The organism is Flavobacterium sp. 9 (assembly GCF_002754195.1).
GTDB lineage: Bacteria > Bacteroidota > Bacteroidia > Flavobacteriales > Flavobacteriaceae > Flavobacterium.
The window spans coordinates 4,321,605-4,341,585 of the sequence record NZ_PEEU01000001.1; the positions used below are offsets into that span (position 1 = coordinate 4,321,605).

General features: G+C 31.4%; 20 protein-coding genes and 1 pseudogene. 16 read left to right on the forward strand and 5 right to left on the reverse strand.

The window, feature by feature from the left end; translation table 11 throughout:
• Window positions 1-23 precede the first annotated feature (23 nt).
• Together CLU81_RS17930 and CLU81_RS26860 are read left to right on the forward strand one after the other, a co-directional pair.
• Window positions 24-731 carry a DUF6090 family protein gene (locus tag CLU81_RS17930; protein ID WP_099711066.1) on the forward strand — a complete coding sequence of 236 codons (708 nt, stop codon included), beginning with the start codon at window positions 24-26 and terminating at the stop codon, window positions 729-731.
• A 29-nt stretch (window positions 732-760) separates the two neighbouring features.
• On the forward strand, window positions 761-919 hold the full coding sequence (locus tag CLU81_RS26860; RefSeq protein ID WP_158235349.1) for a hypothetical protein: 159 nt from the start codon (window positions 761-763) through the stop codon (window positions 917-919).
• On the opposite strand, the gene CLU81_RS17935 is transcribed toward CLU81_RS26860, so the two are convergent.
• Window positions 891-1,586, reverse strand: a complete 696-nt coding sequence (locus CLU81_RS17935) for a pseudouridine synthase (protein ID WP_099711067.1) — start codon at window positions 1,584-1,586, stop codon at window positions 891-893. The genes CLU81_RS26860 and CLU81_RS17935 overlap by 29 nt on opposite strands.
• 303 nt (window positions 1,587-1,889) lie before the next feature.
• Here CLU81_RS17935 and CLU81_RS17940 point away from each other — a divergent pair, with 303 nt between their 5' ends.
• Window positions 1,890-3,902, forward strand: a complete 2,013-nt coding sequence (locus tag CLU81_RS17940) for a M13 family metallopeptidase (protein ID WP_099711068.1) — start codon at window positions 1,890-1,892, stop codon at window positions 3,900-3,902.
• A gap of 140 nt (window positions 3,903-4,042) precedes the next feature.
• Here the strand turns inward: CLU81_RS17940 and CLU81_RS17945 are convergent, their stop codons facing one another.
• Window positions 4,043-4,522, reverse strand: coding sequence for a hypothetical protein (locus tag CLU81_RS17945; protein WP_099711069.1), 480 nt, complete (start codon window positions 4,520-4,522; stop codon window positions 4,043-4,045).
• 232 nt (window positions 4,523-4,754) lie between these two features.
• Entirely contained in the window at window positions 4,755-5,162 is a 408-nt protein-coding gene (locus tag CLU81_RS17950) for a helix-turn-helix domain-containing protein (RefSeq protein ID WP_099711070.1), read from the reverse strand.
• A 166-nt stretch (window positions 5,163-5,328) separates the two neighbouring features.
• Here CLU81_RS17950 and CLU81_RS17955 point away from each other — a divergent pair, with 166 nt between their 5' ends.
• From CLU81_RS17955 to CLU81_RS17970, 4 genes are all read left to right on the forward strand, one after another.
• Window positions 5,329-5,619, forward strand: a complete 291-nt coding sequence (locus tag CLU81_RS17955; RefSeq protein ID WP_099711071.1) for a DUF4844 domain-containing protein — start codon at window positions 5,329-5,331, stop codon at window positions 5,617-5,619.
• On the forward strand, window positions 5,586-6,002 hold the full coding sequence (locus CLU81_RS17960; RefSeq protein WP_099711072.1) for a hypothetical protein: 417 nt from the start codon (window positions 5,586-5,588) through the stop codon (window positions 6,000-6,002). Before CLU81_RS17955 ends, CLU81_RS17960 begins: the two co-directional genes overlap by 34 nt.
• Before the next feature lie 156 nt (window positions 6,003-6,158).
• Window positions 6,159-6,698 (forward strand): helix-turn-helix domain-containing protein, encoded by a 540-nt coding sequence (locus CLU81_RS17965; RefSeq protein ID WP_099711073.1) that lies wholly within the window; start codon window positions 6,159-6,161, stop codon window positions 6,696-6,698.
• Between the two features lie 89 nt (window positions 6,699-6,787).
• Window positions 6,788-7,090, forward strand: coding sequence for a hypothetical protein (locus CLU81_RS17970; RefSeq protein WP_199174616.1), 303 nt, complete (start codon window positions 6,788-6,790; stop codon window positions 7,088-7,090).
• On the opposite strand, the pseudogene cas2 reads toward CLU81_RS17970, so the two are convergent.
• Both cas2 and cas1 read right to left on the reverse strand, forming a co-directional pair.
• Window positions 7,034-7,195: pseudogene (cas2, locus tag CLU81_RS17975) on the reverse strand (CRISPR-associated endonuclease Cas2); the annotation flags it as partial. The gene CLU81_RS17970 and the pseudogene cas2 sit on opposite strands and share 57 nt — an antisense overlap.
• Window positions 7,171-8,085: a type II CRISPR-associated endonuclease Cas1 gene (gene cas1, locus CLU81_RS17980; RefSeq protein WP_099711074.1), complete on the reverse strand. Its 915-nt coding sequence runs from the start codon at window positions 8,083-8,085 to the stop codon at window positions 7,171-7,173. The pseudogene cas2 and the gene cas1, both read right to left, overlap by 25 nt.
• Before the next feature lie 212 nt (window positions 8,086-8,297).
• Between cas1 and CLU81_RS17985 the strand changes: the two genes are divergently transcribed.
• The 9 genes from CLU81_RS17985 to CLU81_RS18025 all read left to right on the forward strand — a co-directional run bounded on the left by CLU81_RS17985 (window position 8,298) and on the right by CLU81_RS18025 (window position 19,964).
• Window positions 8,298-8,918: a zeta toxin family protein gene (locus CLU81_RS17985; protein ID WP_199174577.1), complete on the forward strand. Its 621-nt coding sequence runs from the start codon at window positions 8,298-8,300 to the stop codon at window positions 8,916-8,918.
• Between the two features lie 278 nt (window positions 8,919-9,196).
• Window positions 9,197-10,132, forward strand: coding sequence for an RHS repeat-associated core domain-containing protein (locus CLU81_RS27140; RefSeq protein WP_255410541.1), 936 nt, complete (start codon window positions 9,197-9,199; stop codon window positions 10,130-10,132).
• 1 nt (window position 10,133) lies between these two features.
• A complete protein-coding gene (locus tag CLU81_RS17995; RefSeq protein WP_099711076.1) occupies window positions 10,134-10,640 on the forward strand; it encodes a hypothetical protein in 507 nt (168 codons plus the stop codon).
• A gap of 40 nt (window positions 10,641-10,680) precedes the next feature.
• Window positions 10,681-10,983 carry a transposase gene (locus CLU81_RS18000; RefSeq protein WP_099707978.1) on the forward strand — a complete coding sequence of 101 codons (303 nt, stop codon included), beginning with the start codon at window positions 10,681-10,683 and terminating at the stop codon, window positions 10,981-10,983.
• The gene (locus CLU81_RS18005; protein ID WP_233209776.1) at window positions 10,980-11,846 is read left to right on the forward strand and encodes an IS3 family transposase; all 867 of its coding nucleotides are present in this window, start codon (window positions 10,980-10,982) and stop codon (window positions 11,844-11,846) included. Before CLU81_RS18000 ends, CLU81_RS18005 begins: the two co-directional genes overlap by 4 nt.
• A gap of 80 nt (window positions 11,847-11,926) precedes the next feature.
• The gene (locus CLU81_RS18010) at window positions 11,927-15,316 is read left to right on the forward strand and encodes a T9SS type A sorting domain-containing protein (protein WP_099711077.1); all 3,390 of its coding nucleotides are present in this window, start codon (window positions 11,927-11,929) and stop codon (window positions 15,314-15,316) included.
• A gap of 180 nt (window positions 15,317-15,496) precedes the next feature.
• Window positions 15,497-16,195 carry an IS1 family transposase gene (locus CLU81_RS18015; RefSeq protein WP_099711078.1) on the forward strand — a complete coding sequence of 233 codons (699 nt, stop codon included), beginning with the start codon at window positions 15,497-15,499 and terminating at the stop codon, window positions 16,193-16,195.
• Between the two features lie 421 nt (window positions 16,196-16,616).
• Entirely contained in the window at window positions 16,617-17,618 is a 1,002-nt protein-coding gene (locus CLU81_RS18020; RefSeq protein WP_099711079.1) for a hypothetical protein, read from the forward strand.
• A 672-nt stretch (window positions 17,619-18,290) separates the two neighbouring features.
• A complete protein-coding gene (locus CLU81_RS18025) occupies window positions 18,291-19,964 on the forward strand; it encodes a T9SS type A sorting domain-containing protein (RefSeq protein ID WP_099711080.1) in 1,674 nt (557 codons plus the stop codon).
• The last annotated feature ends 17 nt before the right edge of the window (window positions 19,965-19,981 follow it).

The following is a 19,981-nucleotide window of genomic DNA, read 5'->3' on the forward strand; positions in this document are numbered from 1 at the left end:
GAGTTAAATTAGAAAACCAAATCATGCAAGAAGAAATAACGAAACATTCAGAAAGAATTTATAAAACTGTGAAAAATACAGAACATACATTGGGAGAGAAAGTGAAAGAAATCATTATCGAAATTTTTATAATCGTTTTTGCAGTAACGCTTTCAATAGGATTACATAGTTGGAGTGAACACAAACACCAGCAAGAAGAAGTTTCTATTTTTCTTAATAACTTAAAGAATGATTTAAAAGATGATGTAAAAAGCCTGAACGTTGAAAAGGGCGGATACCAAGAGTCAAACATAGGTTATGAAAAAATTTTAGCACTAACGACTCTTCAACTTGATAGTATTTATAAGTCAAAAGGTAAAGTTAATTTCCCAATTTATTCACATGGACAAGTAATAAATATTGGCAATTACGAAGGATTTAAATCTAGTGGTAAAATTGGCTATATTGAAGATGAAAAATTAAAACAGAAAATTTTAAATTACTACCAAATACTTGCACCATCAATTAACGAAGTCGATAAAATTTATAATGATTTTCTCTTTAAGTGTTTTGACAAAATGATAGAAAATGCAGATAAATCTGAAGAACAATTATATGCAGATCCAAAATTTAAAAAGACAATCGAATTTCTTGTCAGACTAGGTAAGAATAATATAAGGGTTTATGATGAAAATGTAAAACCGGAAGCAGTTGAACTTATTAAAGAAATTGAAAAAGAGTTAAATAAATAAATAAAACAGCTTATAAACACCACTTGTGAATGCAACGAGACGTTGACAAGGAAGGTTCTAAAGATAGTAAAATGACAAAAGCTTCAGAGAAAGCTGAAGCTTTTGTCATTTTAGTGGGAAGCATTAAAATATCTAATCCGTTTTTTGAGGATTACTATTCTATTGATATTTACTTAAATCCAGATTAAGAATAGTACCAACTCTGCTAAATTCTTCATTAATTTTAGCATTCAGAATTAGTTGTTCATTTTTTATTGGATGATCAAAAATTAACTGATGTGCATGAAGCATCATTCCTTTTAGATCATAATTCTCAAGCCATAATTTATTTTGTTTATTACAGCCATGTGGACGACTTCCTAAAATGGGATGAAAAATATGTTTGAAATGTTTTCGTAATTGATGCATACGTCCAGTTTCTGGAATCGCTTCTACCAAGCAATATCGTGATGTTGGTTTATTGTTAAATTCTAACTCAACTTCGGCATTTTGCAAACGATGAAAGTATGTTATTGCATTTTGTTTAATGTCATCATCATTGATTAAATCATAATCAATTGTTAGTTCTTCGGGCGACCAACCACGTAAAATTGCTAAATATTTTTTTTCGACTTCGCGTGTGGCGAAACGATCATTCATAATTTTTAGAACCTCTTTATCCAATGCAAATAACAAGACGCCAGATGTTTTTCGGTCTAGCCGATGAATAGGATAAACGTGTTGACCTATTTGATTTCTCAATTCCTGAATAGCATAAACTTTTGCATCGCGCGCATAAAATGATTTATGAACCAACAATCCGCTTGGTTTATTAATTGCGATAATATATTCGTCTTGGTAAAGAATTTCTAACATTCGGCAAAAGTAGAAGAGATTTCGATTAAAATCGTTTTTAGGACTTATTTGTTTCTATATTTTTCTTCGCAGCTGGAACGAGCGTCTCACTTGTGAACATAACAAGATGTTGAAAAAGAAAAAGAGTTCTGTATTTCTCCGAAGTTTTTTACTTAGTAGCGGGAAGCATTCTAACAAAAATTTTAGTATTAAAAACTGAATTTGTATATTGTTCTGCTAAAATTAACTATACCAAGTATATACATTTTAAAATATTTGCCTTCAAATATTTTTCAGTTCATTTTAATAGAAATAGACCAGATTATGAAAAATTCATTAATGCTCTTCGTTGCATTCTTAACTCTTACAGCGTGCTCAAAACATCAGGAAAAGAAAAATATCGCGATCACTGGAATAGATTCCACATTGCGACCTGGTGATGATTTTTTTAAATATGTAAATGGCAAATGGTACGATTCTGTACAAATACCTGCATCTCAAGCTGGAGTTGGTGTTTATATGTTTATGAATTACCCACAACGAATGCGCCTGCAAGGAATATTAGACAGTATTTCGAAAAGTAAGAATGAGGCAGGAAGTATAGCGCAAAAGGTAGGAGATTTTTATGCATCAGGTATGGATACGGTAACCATTGACAAACGCGGTTATACGCCTATCAAACCATTACTTGCCAAAATTGACGCAATTAACGATTTACCTTCCTTAATGAACTTTGTGGCTAATGAAGTAAAAGTGAACAATTCTTCTATTATAGGTTTTGGAGTCTCGCCCGATGAAAAAAATAGTAGTATGAACATTGCACAAATTTATCAAACGGGTATTGGTTTGCCTGACAGAGATTACTATTTCAAATTAGATTCATCAACTGTTGCCATACAGAAATCGTACAAAAAATATCTTGCTACATTATTTCAGCAAATAGGCAGCGACGCCACAGAGGCTGAAAAGAATGCTAATTTGGTTTACGATATTGATAAACAACTCGCTGTTTCGCATAAAACAAAAGTTGAACTTAGAGATGTACAGGCAAATTATAATAAAATTGCTGTGGCAGCTCTTGCAAAAAGAAATCCGAATATAAACTGGACTGCTTTTTTAAATAATTTAGGTGCTAAAACCGATTCTATTAATGTAGGTCAACCTGCTTATTATGATGCGCTTAATAAACTTTTAAAAACCATTCCTATTAATAATTGGAAAATTTATTTGAAAGCAAATTCTCTGGAAAGATATGCAGATGATTTAAGTAAGCCTTTTGCAGATGCTTCATTTGAGTATACCAAAGTGCTTTCTGGTCAGGCTGTTCAAAAAACACGTGGCGAAAAAATGGCTAATGTCCTTGATACTTATTTAGGTGATGCGTTGGGGGAATTGTATGTAAAAAAATACTTTTCGGAAGATGCTAAAAAACGTATGTTAACTCTCGTGAATAATCTGCAAAAAGCATATGCCAAAAGAATTGACAAATTGGAATGGATGAGTCCTATTACAAAACAAAAAGCGAAAGAAAAATTGGCAGCCATGACTAAGAAAATAGGATATCCGGATAAATGGAGAGACTATAGTAATGTACATGTAGCCAGAAATACCTATTTTGAGAATATGGTTTCGGCTTCAAAAGATGCATATCAATTTGAATTGGCAAAATTGGACAAACCAGTCGATAAATCAGAATGGTTTACTACAGTTCCAACAGTTACGGCATATAATAATCCTACGGCAAATGAAATTGTTTTTCCTGCAGGTATTTTGCAACCACCATATTTTGATAATAATGCAGATGATGCGCTTAATTACGGAGGTATCGGAATGGTTATAGGTCACGAAATAACCCATACTTTTGACGATCAAGGTGCTCAATATGACAAAGATGGTAACTTGAAAAACTGGTGGACAAAAGAAGATTATGCACAGTTTAAATCAAGAATACAACAGGTTATCAATTTGTACAGTACATATACCGTTTTAGGCGATTTGCACATTAATGGCGCAATGACAGTTGGCGAAAACACGGCAGATATTGCTGGATTAGCAGTTGCATATGATGCTTTTAAAATGACCGAACAAGGAAAAGGGAATACAAAAATTGACGGTTTTACTCCAGATCAACGCTTCTTTATTTCTTTAGCCAAAATATGGCGAGTAAAAATGAAAGACGAATTCCTGCGTTTGTGGATTAACAATAATCCGCATTCTCCACCAAACTGGCGTGTTAATGGTCCTCTAATGAATACGACACCTTTTTACGATGCATTTAATGTAAAAGCTGGAGATAAAATGTTTTTACCGAAGAAAGACAGAATAACAATTTGGTAATTTTACTCTTCGAAGTGTGACCAAAAAAACTGCGCAAATGTCTCTGACTTTGCGCAGTTTTTTTTGGTTTCGTATATCGTAAAAAAGTATGCAAGTTTTTACATTTTAGCTTGAACTAAACAAATCCTTGTTAAACAGAATCAGTCTTCAGGTTTGATTTTTCCATTTGAAAAATCCTCAAGAAACTTCATAGGATCTGTAACAAATTTTAAAGCATTGCTATTTTCGATACTCTCTCTGAAATTATTTATTTGAGGCTCAAATAAATTGTCATTTTGATCTAAAATTAAAAAATCCAATTCTCTGCAAATAGCTAGAAATGGTATCAGAAAAGAATGAATATCTCCTCTTAAATCGAGTCGGAACCTAATATGTACAATTACATTTTTGTCTAAGTTGTAAGTAACACCAATATCCGATTTATCGCTCGGACCCCAACTTTGAAATTGATTCATACCCCATGATCTTTCAATAAAAGTGTCAAGTTTATCAAAGAAGAAGTCTTTATCAATACAAAAAATGTTCGACCAGTCATGCGGATAAAGGTCTACTTGATTGCTTTTTGAGTATTCGTAAAAACTCCTTGGAATTGCATTATAATCTGCTTGCCAAATTGCCATATAATTTATTTGAAATTTCGTGATTTAGAACGCTAGCGGAAATTTAATGAAAAAATTAAAAGAAAAAACAAACTATCAACCAAACTGATTTGCCTTATTATTTTAATTGCAATATTAAAGTGATCTAAAACAAAAAAGCTTCAGATTTCTCCGAAGCTTTATTTTGATATTTTTTATAAATGATTATTTCTTAATTTAATATTTCCACATATAAATAAGAATTATGCCGAAATTATTTGGTGATTAGTTTTTCAAGCCTTGTCATCATTTCATCTTTCTCTTTTAACATTCTTTCATACAAGGCAATTTTCTCTTCATGAAGTTTTAAAACCTCTTGGATAGGGTTAAATACTGGATGTAAATTAATAGCTGAAGCTCCATCTTTAAAATCTGAAAATGTATTCGAAATAATATTTATTGCCTGCTCTTCATCAAAACTCTGAAAAGCTTCAACAGGAATTTTTAGAACAGCTGAGATTTGTTTAAGCAGACTCTCTTCAATTACATCTTTTTGCTCCAGCACTGAAATTTTCTTCTGATTCCAGTCTTCTCCCAGATCACAAGCCAATGCCTCTTGCTTTATATTAAGCATTTCTCTGAAGCGTTTTACGTTTCTTCCCTGATGTATTTTCTGTTCCATAATGAATATCAATTTTCTGTATGATCAAAGATAAAGCCATTTGGCTTAAAAACTTTGACTTTCAAAGATAAAAAAATATAATGCTTTATCATATAAAGCTGCCCAAATTTGGATAGATTTGTCTAGTTTGTTACACATATAAACAAGTTGCCTTAAAGAAAAAATCGTGAAGAATAAGATTTTAGCATTGGAAAAAATAAAAAACAAGAAAAAATTCTCAAGAGAGGAATGGGAAAATCGTGGATTGAATCCATCAGAAAAAAGTCTATGTATTAACCTTGAAAATTCTTTAAATGACTTACTTACGAATCTAATTTCTGCAAATAATACAAAAAAATCGGATAAAGAAATTGAGAAAATATTTGAACGCTATTTCAAGGAAATTAAATCTGACGAATTAGATACAGAAGAAGAGAATTTGTTGTGGATTATTTTGCTGAGATTGCGACAATTTTAAACATTAGGAGTATTAATGAAAAATTAAACTTCTGGACATACGGAATTGAAGCTTATGATCATGAAGAAGCCGAAAGAAAAGCTTCGGAAAAAACATTAGCAGAAGAAAAGGAAAGACATGAAATCTTTTCTATAGTATGTCAAAAATGTAAAGTTCAATTGGAAACTTTTATATTGGAACGAGATAATGAAATTCCTAGTTTTGAGTTTGACATAATTAAATGTGTAAAATGTTCTGAACTCAATATTCTCGATAAAGGCTGTGGAATAAAAAGATATAGATTCCTAAATTATGAACTAATAGAAGAGTTGTCAAAAGAGGAATATGATTTACCGAAAGCTTTACAAAGATTAGAACAATTAAAAAACGAGAATATAAGGTAACTGATTAAAAGCTACTACAATGGATTTAGATAATTGGCTTAATAGAAAATTAGATTGTATTTGGGATGATTTGGTAAATCCGAATAATGGACTTAATTTAGTTTCAGACTTGTTGTAGTACCAGAACGTTATGCGACATGTAATAAAAAAAACAAAATGAAATCAATAGTTCAACATTTAAGAGAGGGAAAAAACTTAACCCAGACTGAACTTGCCGAAAAAAGTGGACTTTCGCTAAGAACAATTCAAAGGATTGAAGCTGGAAATATCCCAAAAGGATTTACATTGAAAGCACTTGCAAATGTGTTTGAAACTGAGCCTGAAAAACTAATACCTTTCAAAGAAATTACAAAACTTGACAGAGCAAAATTGATTAATTTTTCTAGTTTATTTGGACTTATAATACCTTTTGGAGGAGTTATATTGCCATTAATCCTGACCTACAAAACAAACGATCCAAAAAATAAAGAACTTGGAAAAAGTATTGTAAGTGTTCAAATTCTAATTGCAGTTGCACTTGCTGTTTCTCAAATCATAAGCCCATTCATTCAAAAAGGGTTATCACTACATTTTCCGCTTTTTATAGTTCCATTATTATTAATTATGTGTCTTAAATTATCAGTAGTTATTGTAAACGGTATAAGTTTAAATAATACAAACGATTTGCATAAAAATTTAAAAATCAATTATTTATAACTGCTGTCGGTTAATTTACGTAAAAATGGCGTATTGTTTTTGCAAAGAAATTGTTTTCTAAAACAGAAATTTGCAGAAAAAATAATCTAATGAAAGTTTTAAAGAAAATTGTTTTTGCTTTTTTGGTCGTTTTGGTTTTAGCTGTACTTGGTGGCTATATTTATTTTGACCAAAAATTTACTCCCGAAAAAAATTATTTGACAGTAGACAATGAAAGTGGTTTTATATCATTTAAGTGGTTGGGTTCTGAAAAAAATGTGTTGTTACTTCCTATACATTTTTCGAATGACACAATAGCTTATTATTTGCAATTTGACACCGGTTCGCCTTATACCGCTTGCGCAATGTCTTACATATACAGAATATTGCATCATCGAAAAGCCATCTTTTAATAGATTGTTTCTAAATCCAGATGCATTTCGTCTATCTTTTTTTGTTTCCGTGGGCAGATCAAAAAAAACAAATAGCCACATTATTCTATATCCGTTAAGCTCCATAAGGCAGGATATTTAATTTTTTTTCGATTTCCTGTGAAGCATTGTTGGAGTGAACTTGCAGTTTTTTGCAAACCTATCATTAAAGGGCTTTTCTCATCTTTAAAATAAACTGTCCTAGTTAGTATTTGTAATAATTCCGCCTTAATAGCAGTGTTTAGTTCTTGCTCTTTAAAATTTTGCATAATTTCAAAGACTTTTTCATCCACAATGGGACGAAATGGTTCCATGATGTCATCAGCAAGTGCAAAAGCATTGTATTTACTTTTATGATGAATTCCCAATGTATTAAGTAAGCCACTTCCGGAAAGAGCTCTTGCAGTTGCAGCTCTTAAAATTGCATATCCATAATTCAGGAAATTATTAGGATAGTTTCCATAACGTTCTCTTTTAATTCCATCAAATTCTAAATTAGGTTGTGGAAAATATTTCCAATATTGCTGTGCAGCTACTCCTTCCATATTAGATGAATCTCCGCTTAACACTTTGCTGGCTAGAAATGTAAAACTATTTTTAGAGTCTGTTATTTTTTCAAGCAATTGTCCTTGGTTTTTAATTTTTTCAATGATTGTTTGTTGCCATAGTTGTTTTTTTAATGGTATAGAGGCTTCGATTTGATTTTTGAATATTTCCTGCTGGATATGATGACTATTAAGGTTTAACAGCATTCCGTTGGGTAGATGATTCTTTCCACAGATAATAATTGAGATGTTGTTTTCAACGAGTAAATTCATAGCAGGGATGCTTAGGTAGATTTCATTATGATCGAGAACAAGAAAACCGATATCTTCAATTGGGACACTACTATCTTTCATTTCTGATTTTAGTACTAGCTGATTATTTTTTGTCGTTATTGAAATTTTGTTTTCAATTAAAATAGTTCGTTTTAGCATAAGATTAATTTAAAATTACTAATAGCTGTAGACTGTACATAAGGATGGTAAATTTCGGCTTTAAAGTAATGTTGCTTTTACGGTTTTCCATAATTTAGGAATAAAGCAAGATGAAAGTTTATTAATATTATACCTTACTTGTTTGCCAACATTTAATAAACTAAAAGTGTAAATAATGTACACTAAAACTGTAATTTATTATCTTTGTAGTGATGAATAAAAATCTTTACATAATTGCAGGCTGTAATGGTGCTGGCAAGACTACAGCCTCATTTACAATACTTCCCGAAATACTAAACTGTAAGGAGTTTGTAAATGCGGACGAAATTGCCAAAGGACTTTCTCCTTTCCAGCCTGAAAAAGCTGCCTTTGAATCGGGAAGGATAATGCTTCACCGAATCAATGAATTATTAGCCAACAATGAAGTCTTTGCTTTCGAAACGACTTTGGCCACAAAAAGCTATAAGCAGAAAGTGATTTCGGCTCAGGAAAAAGGCTATAAAGTGGTTCTTTTATTTTTTTGGCTCGACAGTGTTGATCTGGCAATCGAGAGGGTCAAGACGAGGGTTCAGGAAGGCGGACACAATATTGAAACCGATGTTATTAAACGCAGATATAAAAACGGAATAGCTAACTTATTTGATATATATTTGCCTATAGTTAATGAGGCATTGATTTTTGACAATACAGCTGTAAAAGCTGAATTATTAGCTCAAAAAACTTTGGGCAATGACATTGAAATTATAAATGAAATCAAGTTCGATAAACTCAAAAATGACCAATCATGGGAGAACACAAAACAACAACGACACCGACTCAGAAGAAGATTATAGAGGCAATGGATAAAGTTTCTGAAAAATTAATTGAGTTTAAAAAGAAAAATAACAGCGATCTCGTTGTTATGCAGGACGGTAAAATCGTAAGAATAAAAGCCAGCTCTTTGTAAAATATTATTTCAATAAAAGCGCAAAGCTCTCAGAAATGAGAGCTTTTTTTATTTGCAGACTAAAAAATTATTAGGAAAATAATTAAACTAAATCTACTTTCGCATAAGCTGGGAAATGTTTGAAGGACGTTCTTTTATATAGAGATTTTTTGCAAGTGGTCATTCATTGTAAGGAAAAATTTTACAGACCCTTATAAGTATAAGTACAATGGTAAGGAGTTTCAAGACGAGCTAGGACTTAACATGTATGACTATGGAGGGCGAAATTATATGCCAGATATAGGAAGAACAACCACTATCGACCCACACGCTTATAATTATACTTGGGCATCACCATATAATTATGCTTTCAATAATCCTACATTAGTAATTGATCCTGATGGTAAAGATGGAATTGTTACAGGTTCGGGTACTAAGGATGATCCTTTTAGAGTGAAAGCAAATTACTATTACTATGGTTTAAGTGGTAAACAAACAAAAGGGTTAAATGATGCAATTAGTTCATATAACAACAATGGAGAAGCACGTTCTTTTAAAGATGCAGATGGAAATAGCACTTATGTTGTAATGGAATTAACGGCAACCGAAGTTGCAGATAAAGATGCCGCTTACGATAAAGCTTATTCAGATGTTGTTGAAGTAGGAGAAACAACAGCTCGATTTGGAAATGTTATAACAACTGGTGGAGCAAGCAAGGATAATCATTTTGGGCAAGCATCTGCATCTAGCATAACCCTAAATCAAGATAAAATAACATCAACTCTAGCAAGTTTACCAGGAGGTAATGAAGATAGTTTGATTAAAGGAACATTTATTCACGAGATCGGACATAATCTTGGAGCTAGCCACGGAGATCCGGGTAATATTATGGACAATATATCAATGAATGAACAAGGAAATAGTAGCCAAATTGGAGGCGGTGGAACTGGTATTTATAATTATAGTTATCCATCCATAAATAATAGTGGAGTTAGGGCATTTATGGGTAGAGTTAATTCTCCAGGATCTATAACTTCATACTACTTGACACCAAAAGAAAACAAAAAAGTAGAGGCTCATCCAGATAGTGGTGCTCCAGGTGTAATTAGAAAAGGAAATTAATATGAAGACATACTTATTCAGCATACTTTTTGTTTTTAATTTTTCTGTTTATTCACAGGAAACAAAAGCAAGTGAGTTAGATACCATAAGACAGCAAGGGTATTTGATAATGGAGACAAATGGCACAAACAAATTAAATGATATACCTTTAAAGTTTCTATTTATTCCTACAGTAAATATTGAAAAAAATTTAGGCACATCATACATGGAAAACAGTCAATCTAATTATAAAGATTTATACATTCCAACTCCATATGTTTTTAATTCTAACAATTTATTAGAACTTAATATTTTTAGAAATAAATTTACAAAAGAGAAAAAAGAAATTAAACTTAATCAACAAATTGTTCCTACAATAGATTTACTTAATAAATGTAATAGTTATTATAGATTTAAAGAAAATTTAGGACAATCTATAAAAACTTTTAAAGTAATATATTTAGATGGTCTTTGGGTTAAACTAAAAGTGCCTAAAAAAAGTGGAGTTGCTACATTTACTGGGACATAAATTTTAAGACTGTTTAAATAAAAATAAATATCTTAGAATTATGAAAAAACGAGTTTACAGTGCTGAGTTTAAATCATCAGCAGTACGATTAAGTTACGAGCGAGAAAACATCAAAGAATTAGCAGATGAACTAGGCGTCCAGGTAGAGCGTATTTATAAATGGAGGTCTTCTCAAAAAACATTTACTAATCTACAACCAATTATTTCTAAAAAGACAGAGATAGATTCTTTAGAAGTAAAACAATTACGAAAAGCCCTTAAAGAAAAAGAATTAGAGCTTGAGATATTAAAAAAGGCCGTTCACATCTTTTCCAAGAGCGATGGGAAATCTACCAATTTATAGTCAGCTATAAACATTTATATCCTATTGAAAAGATGTGCAGCGTTTTAAAAGTAAGCCGAAGTAGTTATTATAGATGGTTCAGTGGCGGTCCTTCTAATAGATTTATAGAAAATAGTCTATTTACAGATTTAATAAAAGAAGTTTTTGATCTAAGCAGTCAAACTTACGGAAGTCCCAGAATAGCGGAACAGCTAAAAAGAAAAGGATATAAAATATCCAAAAGGAAAGTTGCTAAATTGATGCTTCTTAATGGCTGGAGAAGTAAACTTAAAAGACGCTTTAAAGTAACCACAGATTCTAATCATCGATATCCAGTGTGCAGTAATCATCTCAATAGAAATTTTACACCAAAATCACTTAATGAGGTTTGGGTGTCTGATATAACCTATATAAGAACAGCTGCCGGCTGGTTATATCTTACTACTATTATTGATTTATATGACAGGCAGGTTATAGGATGGTCATTAAGCACACGAATGTATACCGATCAAACGATTATTCCAGCTTGGAAAATGGCAGTATCAAAAAGAGAAATAACAGAATCTTTACTTTTTCATTCAGATAGAGGAATACAATATGCTTCGATAGAATTCAGAAAATTGATTAATAAAAATACTTTAATCACTCAAAGTATGAGTAGAAAAGCTAATTGTTGGGATAATGCTGTAGCTGAAAGTTTTTTCAAGACCCTTAAAGCAGAACTTATCTATCAGCATAAATTCACAACCATTGAAGAAGCTAAATTAGCAGTCTTTGAATATATAGAAGTATGGTATAATAGAAAACGTCTGCATTCTTCTTTGGGATATAAAACACCTAAAGAAATGGAACTAGAATTTTATAAAATAGAAAGTGTAGCATAGGTCTTAGAAAATTTGTCCGACTTTTTGTTGCAAGTCCAATCCGTCAGGGAATTGATTCCGGCACACCGGATGGTAAAGTTTTGACTTCAAAAATAAACACCCTGACTACTTTAAATGTTAGAGGAGTAGGTTTGATTGAAGATTTAACAGGGATTCAGGATTTTACTGCTTTGAAATCTTTGCTTTGTGATACGAATCGATTAACGGCTTTAGATGTTTCCCAGAATACTTCGTTAACATATTTAAGTTTTGGAGATAATTATTTAATGGCGATAGATGTGTCCAAAAATACTGCTTTAATAGAGTTACGTTGTTATCATAATCAATTAATAGCTTTAGATGTTTCCAAAAATACTGCTTTAACAATTTTACATTGTTATGACAATCAATTAAAGTTTTTAGATTTTTCCAAGAATACTGCTTTAACATACTTAGATTGTTCTTCCAATCAATTAGCGGAACTGAATTTGAAGAATGGGAACAATTCTAAGTTATCGACGAATAGTTCCTTTAATGGCAATAACTTAAGCTGTATTCAGGTAGATAATGTGGCTTATGCTAATACAAATTGGAAAACCAAAGATGCAACGGCAAATTATAGTTTAGATTGCTCAGCTGTTGTTCAATATACACTTATTCCTGATGTGAATTTTGAGAAGAAGTTGATCTATTTAGGAATTGATTCTGGAACAGTTGATGGAAAAGTGCCGACAGCTAAGGTTGCTGTGGTAACTACTATGGATATTTCCAGTAGTTCTATTGCTAATTTAACAGGAATTCAAGATTTTTCGGCTTTACAGGTATTAAATTGTAGTGGTAATCAATTAACGACTTTAGATTTTTCCAAGAATACTGCTTTAAAGAATTTAGTTTGTTATTCTAATAAACTAACGGCTTTAGATGTTTCTAAGAATACTGTTTTAGAACAATTAACGTGTTATTCTAATCAATTAACAAGTTTAGATGTTTCCAAGAATGCTGCTCTGACCTATTTAAGTTGTTATGAGAATCAATTAACAAGTTTAGATGCTTCTAAGAATACTGCTTTAACGTATTTAGATTGTTATAATAATCAATTAGTGAGTTTAGATGTTTCTAACAATCCTGCTTTGACAGAATTAAAATGCTATTCTAATAAATTAATAAGTTTTGATGTTTCTAAGAGTACTGTTTTAAAAAAAATAAATTGTTATTCTAATCAGCTGACAGCTTTAGATGTTTCTAAGAATAAAGCCTTAATCGAACTATATTGTTATTCTAATCAATTAACGGCTTTAGATGTTTCTAAGAATACTGTTTTAAGATATATAGACTGTCATTCAAATCAATTAACGAGTTTAAATCTGCAAAATGGAAATAATGAGTATTTCATCAGCTTCGACTTTAAAGGCAACCCTAATTTAAGTTGTATTCAGGTAGATAATGATTATTCTTCTAATAAGAGTTGGAAGTCGTATAAAGACGATACGGCAAGTTATAATAAAGACTGCCTATCTTTCACCCTTATTCCTGATGTGAATTTTGAAAATAAGTTAATCGCTTTAGGAATTGACTCTGGAACAGCTGATGGGAAAGTGCCAACTTATAAAATCAACACCGTAACCGATTTGGACGTATCCAATAGTTCTATTGCCGATTTGACCGGTATTGAAGGCTTTTTGGGTTTGTATACATTAAATTGCAGCGGTAATCAATTAACGGCTTTAGATGTTTCTAACAACAAGTCTATATATTCTTTAAACTGCAGTTCAAATCAATTAACGAGTTTAAATTTGAAGACTGGAACTAATAATTATTTAAGCAACAGAAACTTTAAAAATAACCCTAATTTAAGTTGTATTCAGGTAGATGACTTTTCTTATTCTAATAAAAACTGGGCTAAAGACAGAGATGCTACGGCAAGTTATAGTACAGATTGTTCAGTTGCTGTTCAATTCACCCTTATTCCTGATGTGAATTTTGAAAGAGAACTAATCCGTCAGGGGATTGATTTCGATGGTGAAAACGGAAAAGTGTTAACAGCTAGTATTTCTTCATTGACTTTTTTTGATACTCATAGTAATGACATTGCTGATTTAACCGGAATTCAAGATTTTGTGGCTTTACAGACATTATATTGTTCCGGTAATAAATTGACGACTATAGATCTTTCTAAAAATACTGCTTTAAGAGCTTTGCTTTGTGATTCTAACAAATTAACAAGTTTAGATCTTTCTAAAAATATTGCTTTAAAATTCTTATTATGTAATCCTAATGAATTAACAACTTTAGATGTTTCTAAAAATATTGCTTTAGAAACCTTAAATTGTTCTGCAAATAAATTAACAAGTTTAGATGTTTCTAAAAATACTGCTTTGACATATTTAGGTTGTTTTAATAATCAATTAACTAGTTTAAATTTGAAGAATGGAAAGAATGTTAAATTAAGTGGCAGTGATTTTAAAAACAACCCTAATTTAAGTTGTATTCAGGTAGATGATGTTGCTTATTCTAATGCAAATTGGGCTACAGCCAAAGATGCTGCGGCAAGTTATAGTACAGATTGTCCTCCTTCCGTTGTTGTCGTTAGCAGTACGTTTGAAGATCAATTAATTGATTTAGGAGTCGATACTGATGGCAAAAACAGTTCTGTTTTGTTTGCAAGTATAATAAATGTAACCAGTTTAGATGTGTCCAATTCGGGTATCACCAGCTTAACAGGAATTGAATATTTTTCAAACCTGGAAACCTTAAACTGTAAAGGAAATTTATTGACTTCAATAGATGTGTCTTCTAATCTGGCACTGAAATATTTAGATTGTTCAAAGAATCCATTATCGGCTTTGGATGTTTCTAAAAATACCCAACTTACAGAACTCTATTGTGATGGAATTGTTACAGTAACTAATAAAATTAATGCCAAAAACAGTGCTTCCAATCAGCTGACCGCTTTAGATGTTTCTAAGAATTTATCTTTGATTAAATTGAGTTGCTCTAACAATCAGATAGTAAGTTTAGATCTTTCTAAGAATGCTCTTCTTACTGATGTAAACTGTTCCAACAATAAATTGACTTCTTTGAATTTAAGCAATGGAAACAATAGCAAACTGGCGAATGTCAATTTCAAAACGAATGCTTCACTATCCTGTATTGTGGTAGATAATGTTGCTTATGCTAATGCCAATTGGTCAACAGCCAAAGATGCAGCAGCAATTTATTCGAAAACAACTTGTACTTTAGGAATCGAAGATGTGGTTTTTCACAAAATTGCCGTTTACCCTAATCCTACTAAAGGCGAATTACACATTGAGAACATTGTGCTAGAAAAAGCAAGTGTATACGATACATTAGGAAAGTTGGTAAAAGCCACAAAATTTACTAATGGTTCAAACATTAATAGCATCAATTTATCAGGATTCCCAAAAGGGATTTATTATGTGTATTTAGAAAGTGAAGGATCGACTATTAGTAGAAAAATAATAGTCGAATAAATAAAAAAGCATATATAAGTTAAAAACCACATTCTCATTCGTTTGAAAATGTGGTTTTTTATTTTTGGTAGTGTTTCAAAGTTAGTGATATGAGATTTAACATTTGTAACGTATTGAAATAGAATAAATATCAGCAAAAAATAATCTTTTTTGTTTTAATATTGCCTTAAATGAGCTAAAATGAGTAAAAATTCGACATGGTGTTCCAAAGTTAGTGATGATGTAAATTGTCCAAAATGTAACGAGAAAAAGGCTATTAAAAACGGGAGGACTAAAAATTATAAACAGCAGTACTACTGTAAAATGTGCTGTCACCGTTTTATAGAAAGTTATACAAATCAAGCTTACAAATTAAATATCAATCAAAATATCATTCAATTAACCAAAGAGGGTTTGGGAATAAGAAGCACAGCAAGGATATTAAATATTTCTACTACAACATTATTGAAAAGGATTGTTTCTATTGCAAGAAGTATTTCCAAGCCAATTATCAGCAGAGGCAAAACTTATGAAGTTGATGAGCTGTGCACGTATATCAGACACAAGAAAAATTATATATGGTTGGTTTATGCTCTGGAAAAGAACTCTAAAAATGTGGTGAGTTTTAATGTTGGGAAACGAACTAATAAAACGCTGAATAGTGTTTTGGAAACTCTCAAATTATCTGACGCTAAGAAGATATTTACGGACAGATTAAAAAACTACAGGTATCTGATTGATGAGAAAATGCATTCGGTAAAGCGGTTCGGTACAAACCATATTGAAAGAAAGAATTTGACACTCAGAACTCATCTTAAAAGATTAAACAGACGGACAATCTGTTTCAGTAAAAGTTTAGTTGTTTTTTCTGCTGTTTTAAAGATTTATTTTTGGACTTGATTTTTTGCATAGTTAAATATTTTGTTGAATAATTTATCCTAACGAGACTCGAACCATTTTTCCTTGAAAATACAGGGCGTTTAGATTTTTTAAGAAATTCAAATAAAATTTATCAAACGACAAAAAAGCCTGAAAAATCTTGATTTTTCAGGCTTTTGCTTTAACCTTGTAGCCCTAATGGGACAATTCTCGAACCATTTTCAGGATGACTTAAATAAAATAAATATGCTACATCTATGAGAATCAATATAGGTTTTAAGTAATTTTTTAAATTAGAGGACGAATTCAACAATCATTTAAACATAAAATACCTTAAGACGTTTGTTTTTAATTATAAAATATAAATTTGTTGAAAAGGTATTTTCATAAAACAACAGAAATTTAATCCGTCTTAGTGTAAATTAATAAACCTTAAATGAGGATGAAATACAATTTATTAAAAAAAATAATTGGTCTTGACAATTTTGAAACTCAAAATGACAATTTGTTATATATATGTACGAGTAAGAATTTGATTTTAAATAATGAAATAATTTACGACCAAAATAATCTTGTAAGTTTTGTTAAGGATTTTAATGGGAATATTGTTTTTTCAACCTCAGATAATAACATTTATTTTTATGATTCTAGTACAACATTATTGGTAGAAGATTATAGTTTAAGTGAGAAAAAGTATAATAATGAAAAAATATACATTAGTAAAAGAATCTCAAGAGGAGTATTTGAAACATTTTTATTTTCGATTAAGGAAAATAAAAAAACATTAATAACTGAAATCCCATGGTTTGTAGAAAATGAATATAATATATTTTGCAATGGTTCAGTTCTAAAAAAGGAAAACATCTTAAATAATATAATTGATTGGGAAATTAATTTAGGAGATTGCGGAGTACTAAGGAAGATATTAGGAGTAATCAATAAGAAATTATGGGTCTCAATGTATCGCGGAGGGATTGATAAAAATAAAAACACGCTGATTGCTTTAGACATTGATTCTGGACAAATTAATTATCAAATTCCAAATAACTACGACATATCAGATTGGTTCGTAGAATTAATTCCGGAGCAAAGTAGCATTTTAAGCATTCACGGAAAAATAAGCACACATCCTGCAGACAGTCCATTGATAGAAATTAATGCAAACACGGGAGAAATAATCCGGAATCAAAGAATTGAGAGCTTGTACAGTGAAAACCTAAAAATAGGTTTTTGGAAAGTTCTAAACGATAAGATTTACTTCACAGCAAATAAAGATGTTCTAAATGGCACACATATCGGTGTTTTGGATTATCATACTTTAGAAATCCTTTGGGCATCAAAGGTTGATGAAATGAGAGGGGGCTTTATAGATTTGCAAGTTACTGAAAATAAAATCTATGCCTTAGATACAGGCAATCAATTGCATGTTTTTGAAAGGGTATAATCGAAACATCAAATTTGGCTTTATAATTTATTAGGTCATATAAAATCGAAAACGATCGGAAAGAAGTTTTTTTTGTTTTATTCCTATCAAGACACACATATTTTAATAACGTATGTTTAAAGGACGCTAATAAAAACTTCGATATCCAGTTTGACTTAACAGGACTCGAACCAATTTTCATAGCAATTACAGGCTTTAATATTTCAATACAAAATAGTGATGTATTTGTCGAACCTAAAAAAAGCCTGAGAAATATATAATTCTCAGGCTTTGCATTTTTTTCGTAGCCTAACGGGACAATTCTCGAACCGTTTTACAGATGATCTGAAAAGATTAAATTGTATTCAAGATTGATTTTTTTCGATTCACAATAAAATAGAAACAGACATTTACCATTACTTTTCAAAATTAGAGTAGTTACAACTTCCTAAAAAAAAATCAACAACTTACATGAATGATGCCATTAAATCCAAATTCATGGATGATAGCTTGAGTTTACTTTAATTCTTGATTGCTTTGACTAGTTTATTTTTTTTCAGCGGTTTGCAGTTGAGTTTTTTTATCCATAAATTAAACAGCTGAAACTACAGAAAGAATGTGGAAAACCGTAAAAATATAACTCATGAATAATTTAGATTTGCAGCCAAAAACAGTTTAAAATCTAAAAAGCGTATGAAAAAACTTTACCTACTCCTTCCTCTTTTATTGCCATTAATTACTTATTCTCAGGACATTCTTTGGGAAAAATCATACGGAGGACAACATGCCGATTATCTTTTTGACGCCCAGCCAACAGCCGACTATGGTTTTATTTTGGCAGGAAGCTCTGCATCTAATAAAACAGGAAATAAATCAGACGATAATCATGGAGATCTTGATTATTGGGTTTGGAAAATGACTGAAAAAGGAGAACTTGACTGGCAGAAAAGTTTTGGAGGAAGTGGTTTTGACTTACTTCAAAGCATTAAAAACACAAAAGATGGCGGATTTATTCTGGCAGGAACTTCAAGTTCGGGAAGTGGTTTTCAAAAAGGTGAAGACTGTAAAGGGCTAACTGATTTTTGGGTTATAAAACTAGACGCTTCAGGAGCTGAGCAATGGCAAAGAACAATTGGTGGCAATAGTTCAGATGAATTGTTATGCGCTTTTGAGACCAGAGACGGAGGTTATATATTGGGAGGTTCTTCAAGCTCCAGTCCCGTTTCTATGTCAGATATTAAACCGGATGCAAAGTCAGTAACAACTACAAAAGCGGATTTGTACAGTAAATCAGAAAAAAGCCGTGGAAACATGGATTATTGGATTGTGAAACTGGATAAACAAGGTGTTATTGTATGGCAAAAAACATACGGAGGTCAATATGCAGACTTACTCAGAAGTATGGAACAAACTACAGACAACGGTTATATTCTGGCAGGATATTCAAACTCTTCTATGTCTGGAGAAAAAACAGATAATAATAAAGGAATTGGAGATGTTTGGGTTTTAAAAATAAATGATGCTGGAGAAATAGAGTGGCAAAATTCCTATGGAGCAGAAGGCGATGACCAACCTTATGTAATTCATCAGACAAGTGATGGAGGATATATTGTAGGGGCCAACTCAAACAGTACAAACCCACTTACTTCATTGGGCGGTATCGTTGGTAATGGAACAGATTATTGGGTTTTAAAATTAGATGAAGAAGGAGGAGTTATCTGGAGTAAAACCTATGATTTTGGAAAAACAGACGTTTTGACTTCTTTGGTAGAAAACAAGGATGATCATACTTACCTCATTGGCGGATATGCTCAAAGTGAAAACAGAATTCCAAGAGAAGGTATTATTGGAAAAGTAACCAACATGGTAGCTAAAGAAAAAGACGGAATCAACGATTATATCGCCTTAAAGATTGATGAAAAAGGAGAGGAATTGTGGAAGAAAACAGTTGGAAGTGCAGGCGAAGATATTCTTAGAAAATTGATAGAAACCCGAGATGGCGGATATTTAATGGCAGGAACCTCTAATTCAGGCGCTTCAAAAGATAGAAACTCCAATATTGGGGGTAATGATTTTTGGGTTGTAAAACTAAAAGACAAAACAAAGATCGAAAAAGTTAAATCTAGTATAGAAGCCGTACCCAATCCGGTATCGACTTATACCAACATCATTATAGGTTACGATTTTAGCTCAGGCACAGCCAGTGTTGTGGATATGACAGGAAGAACACTGCAAAATTTCAGTATTTCCAGCAGAACTGTTCCGGTTGATTTAAGTCCATATGCAGAAGGAATTTACATCATCAATGTTAAAACAGATATAAAAACTGAGTCTGTAAAAGTGATAAAAAGAATAACAAGTAAATAAGTATCTAATAGAATTAT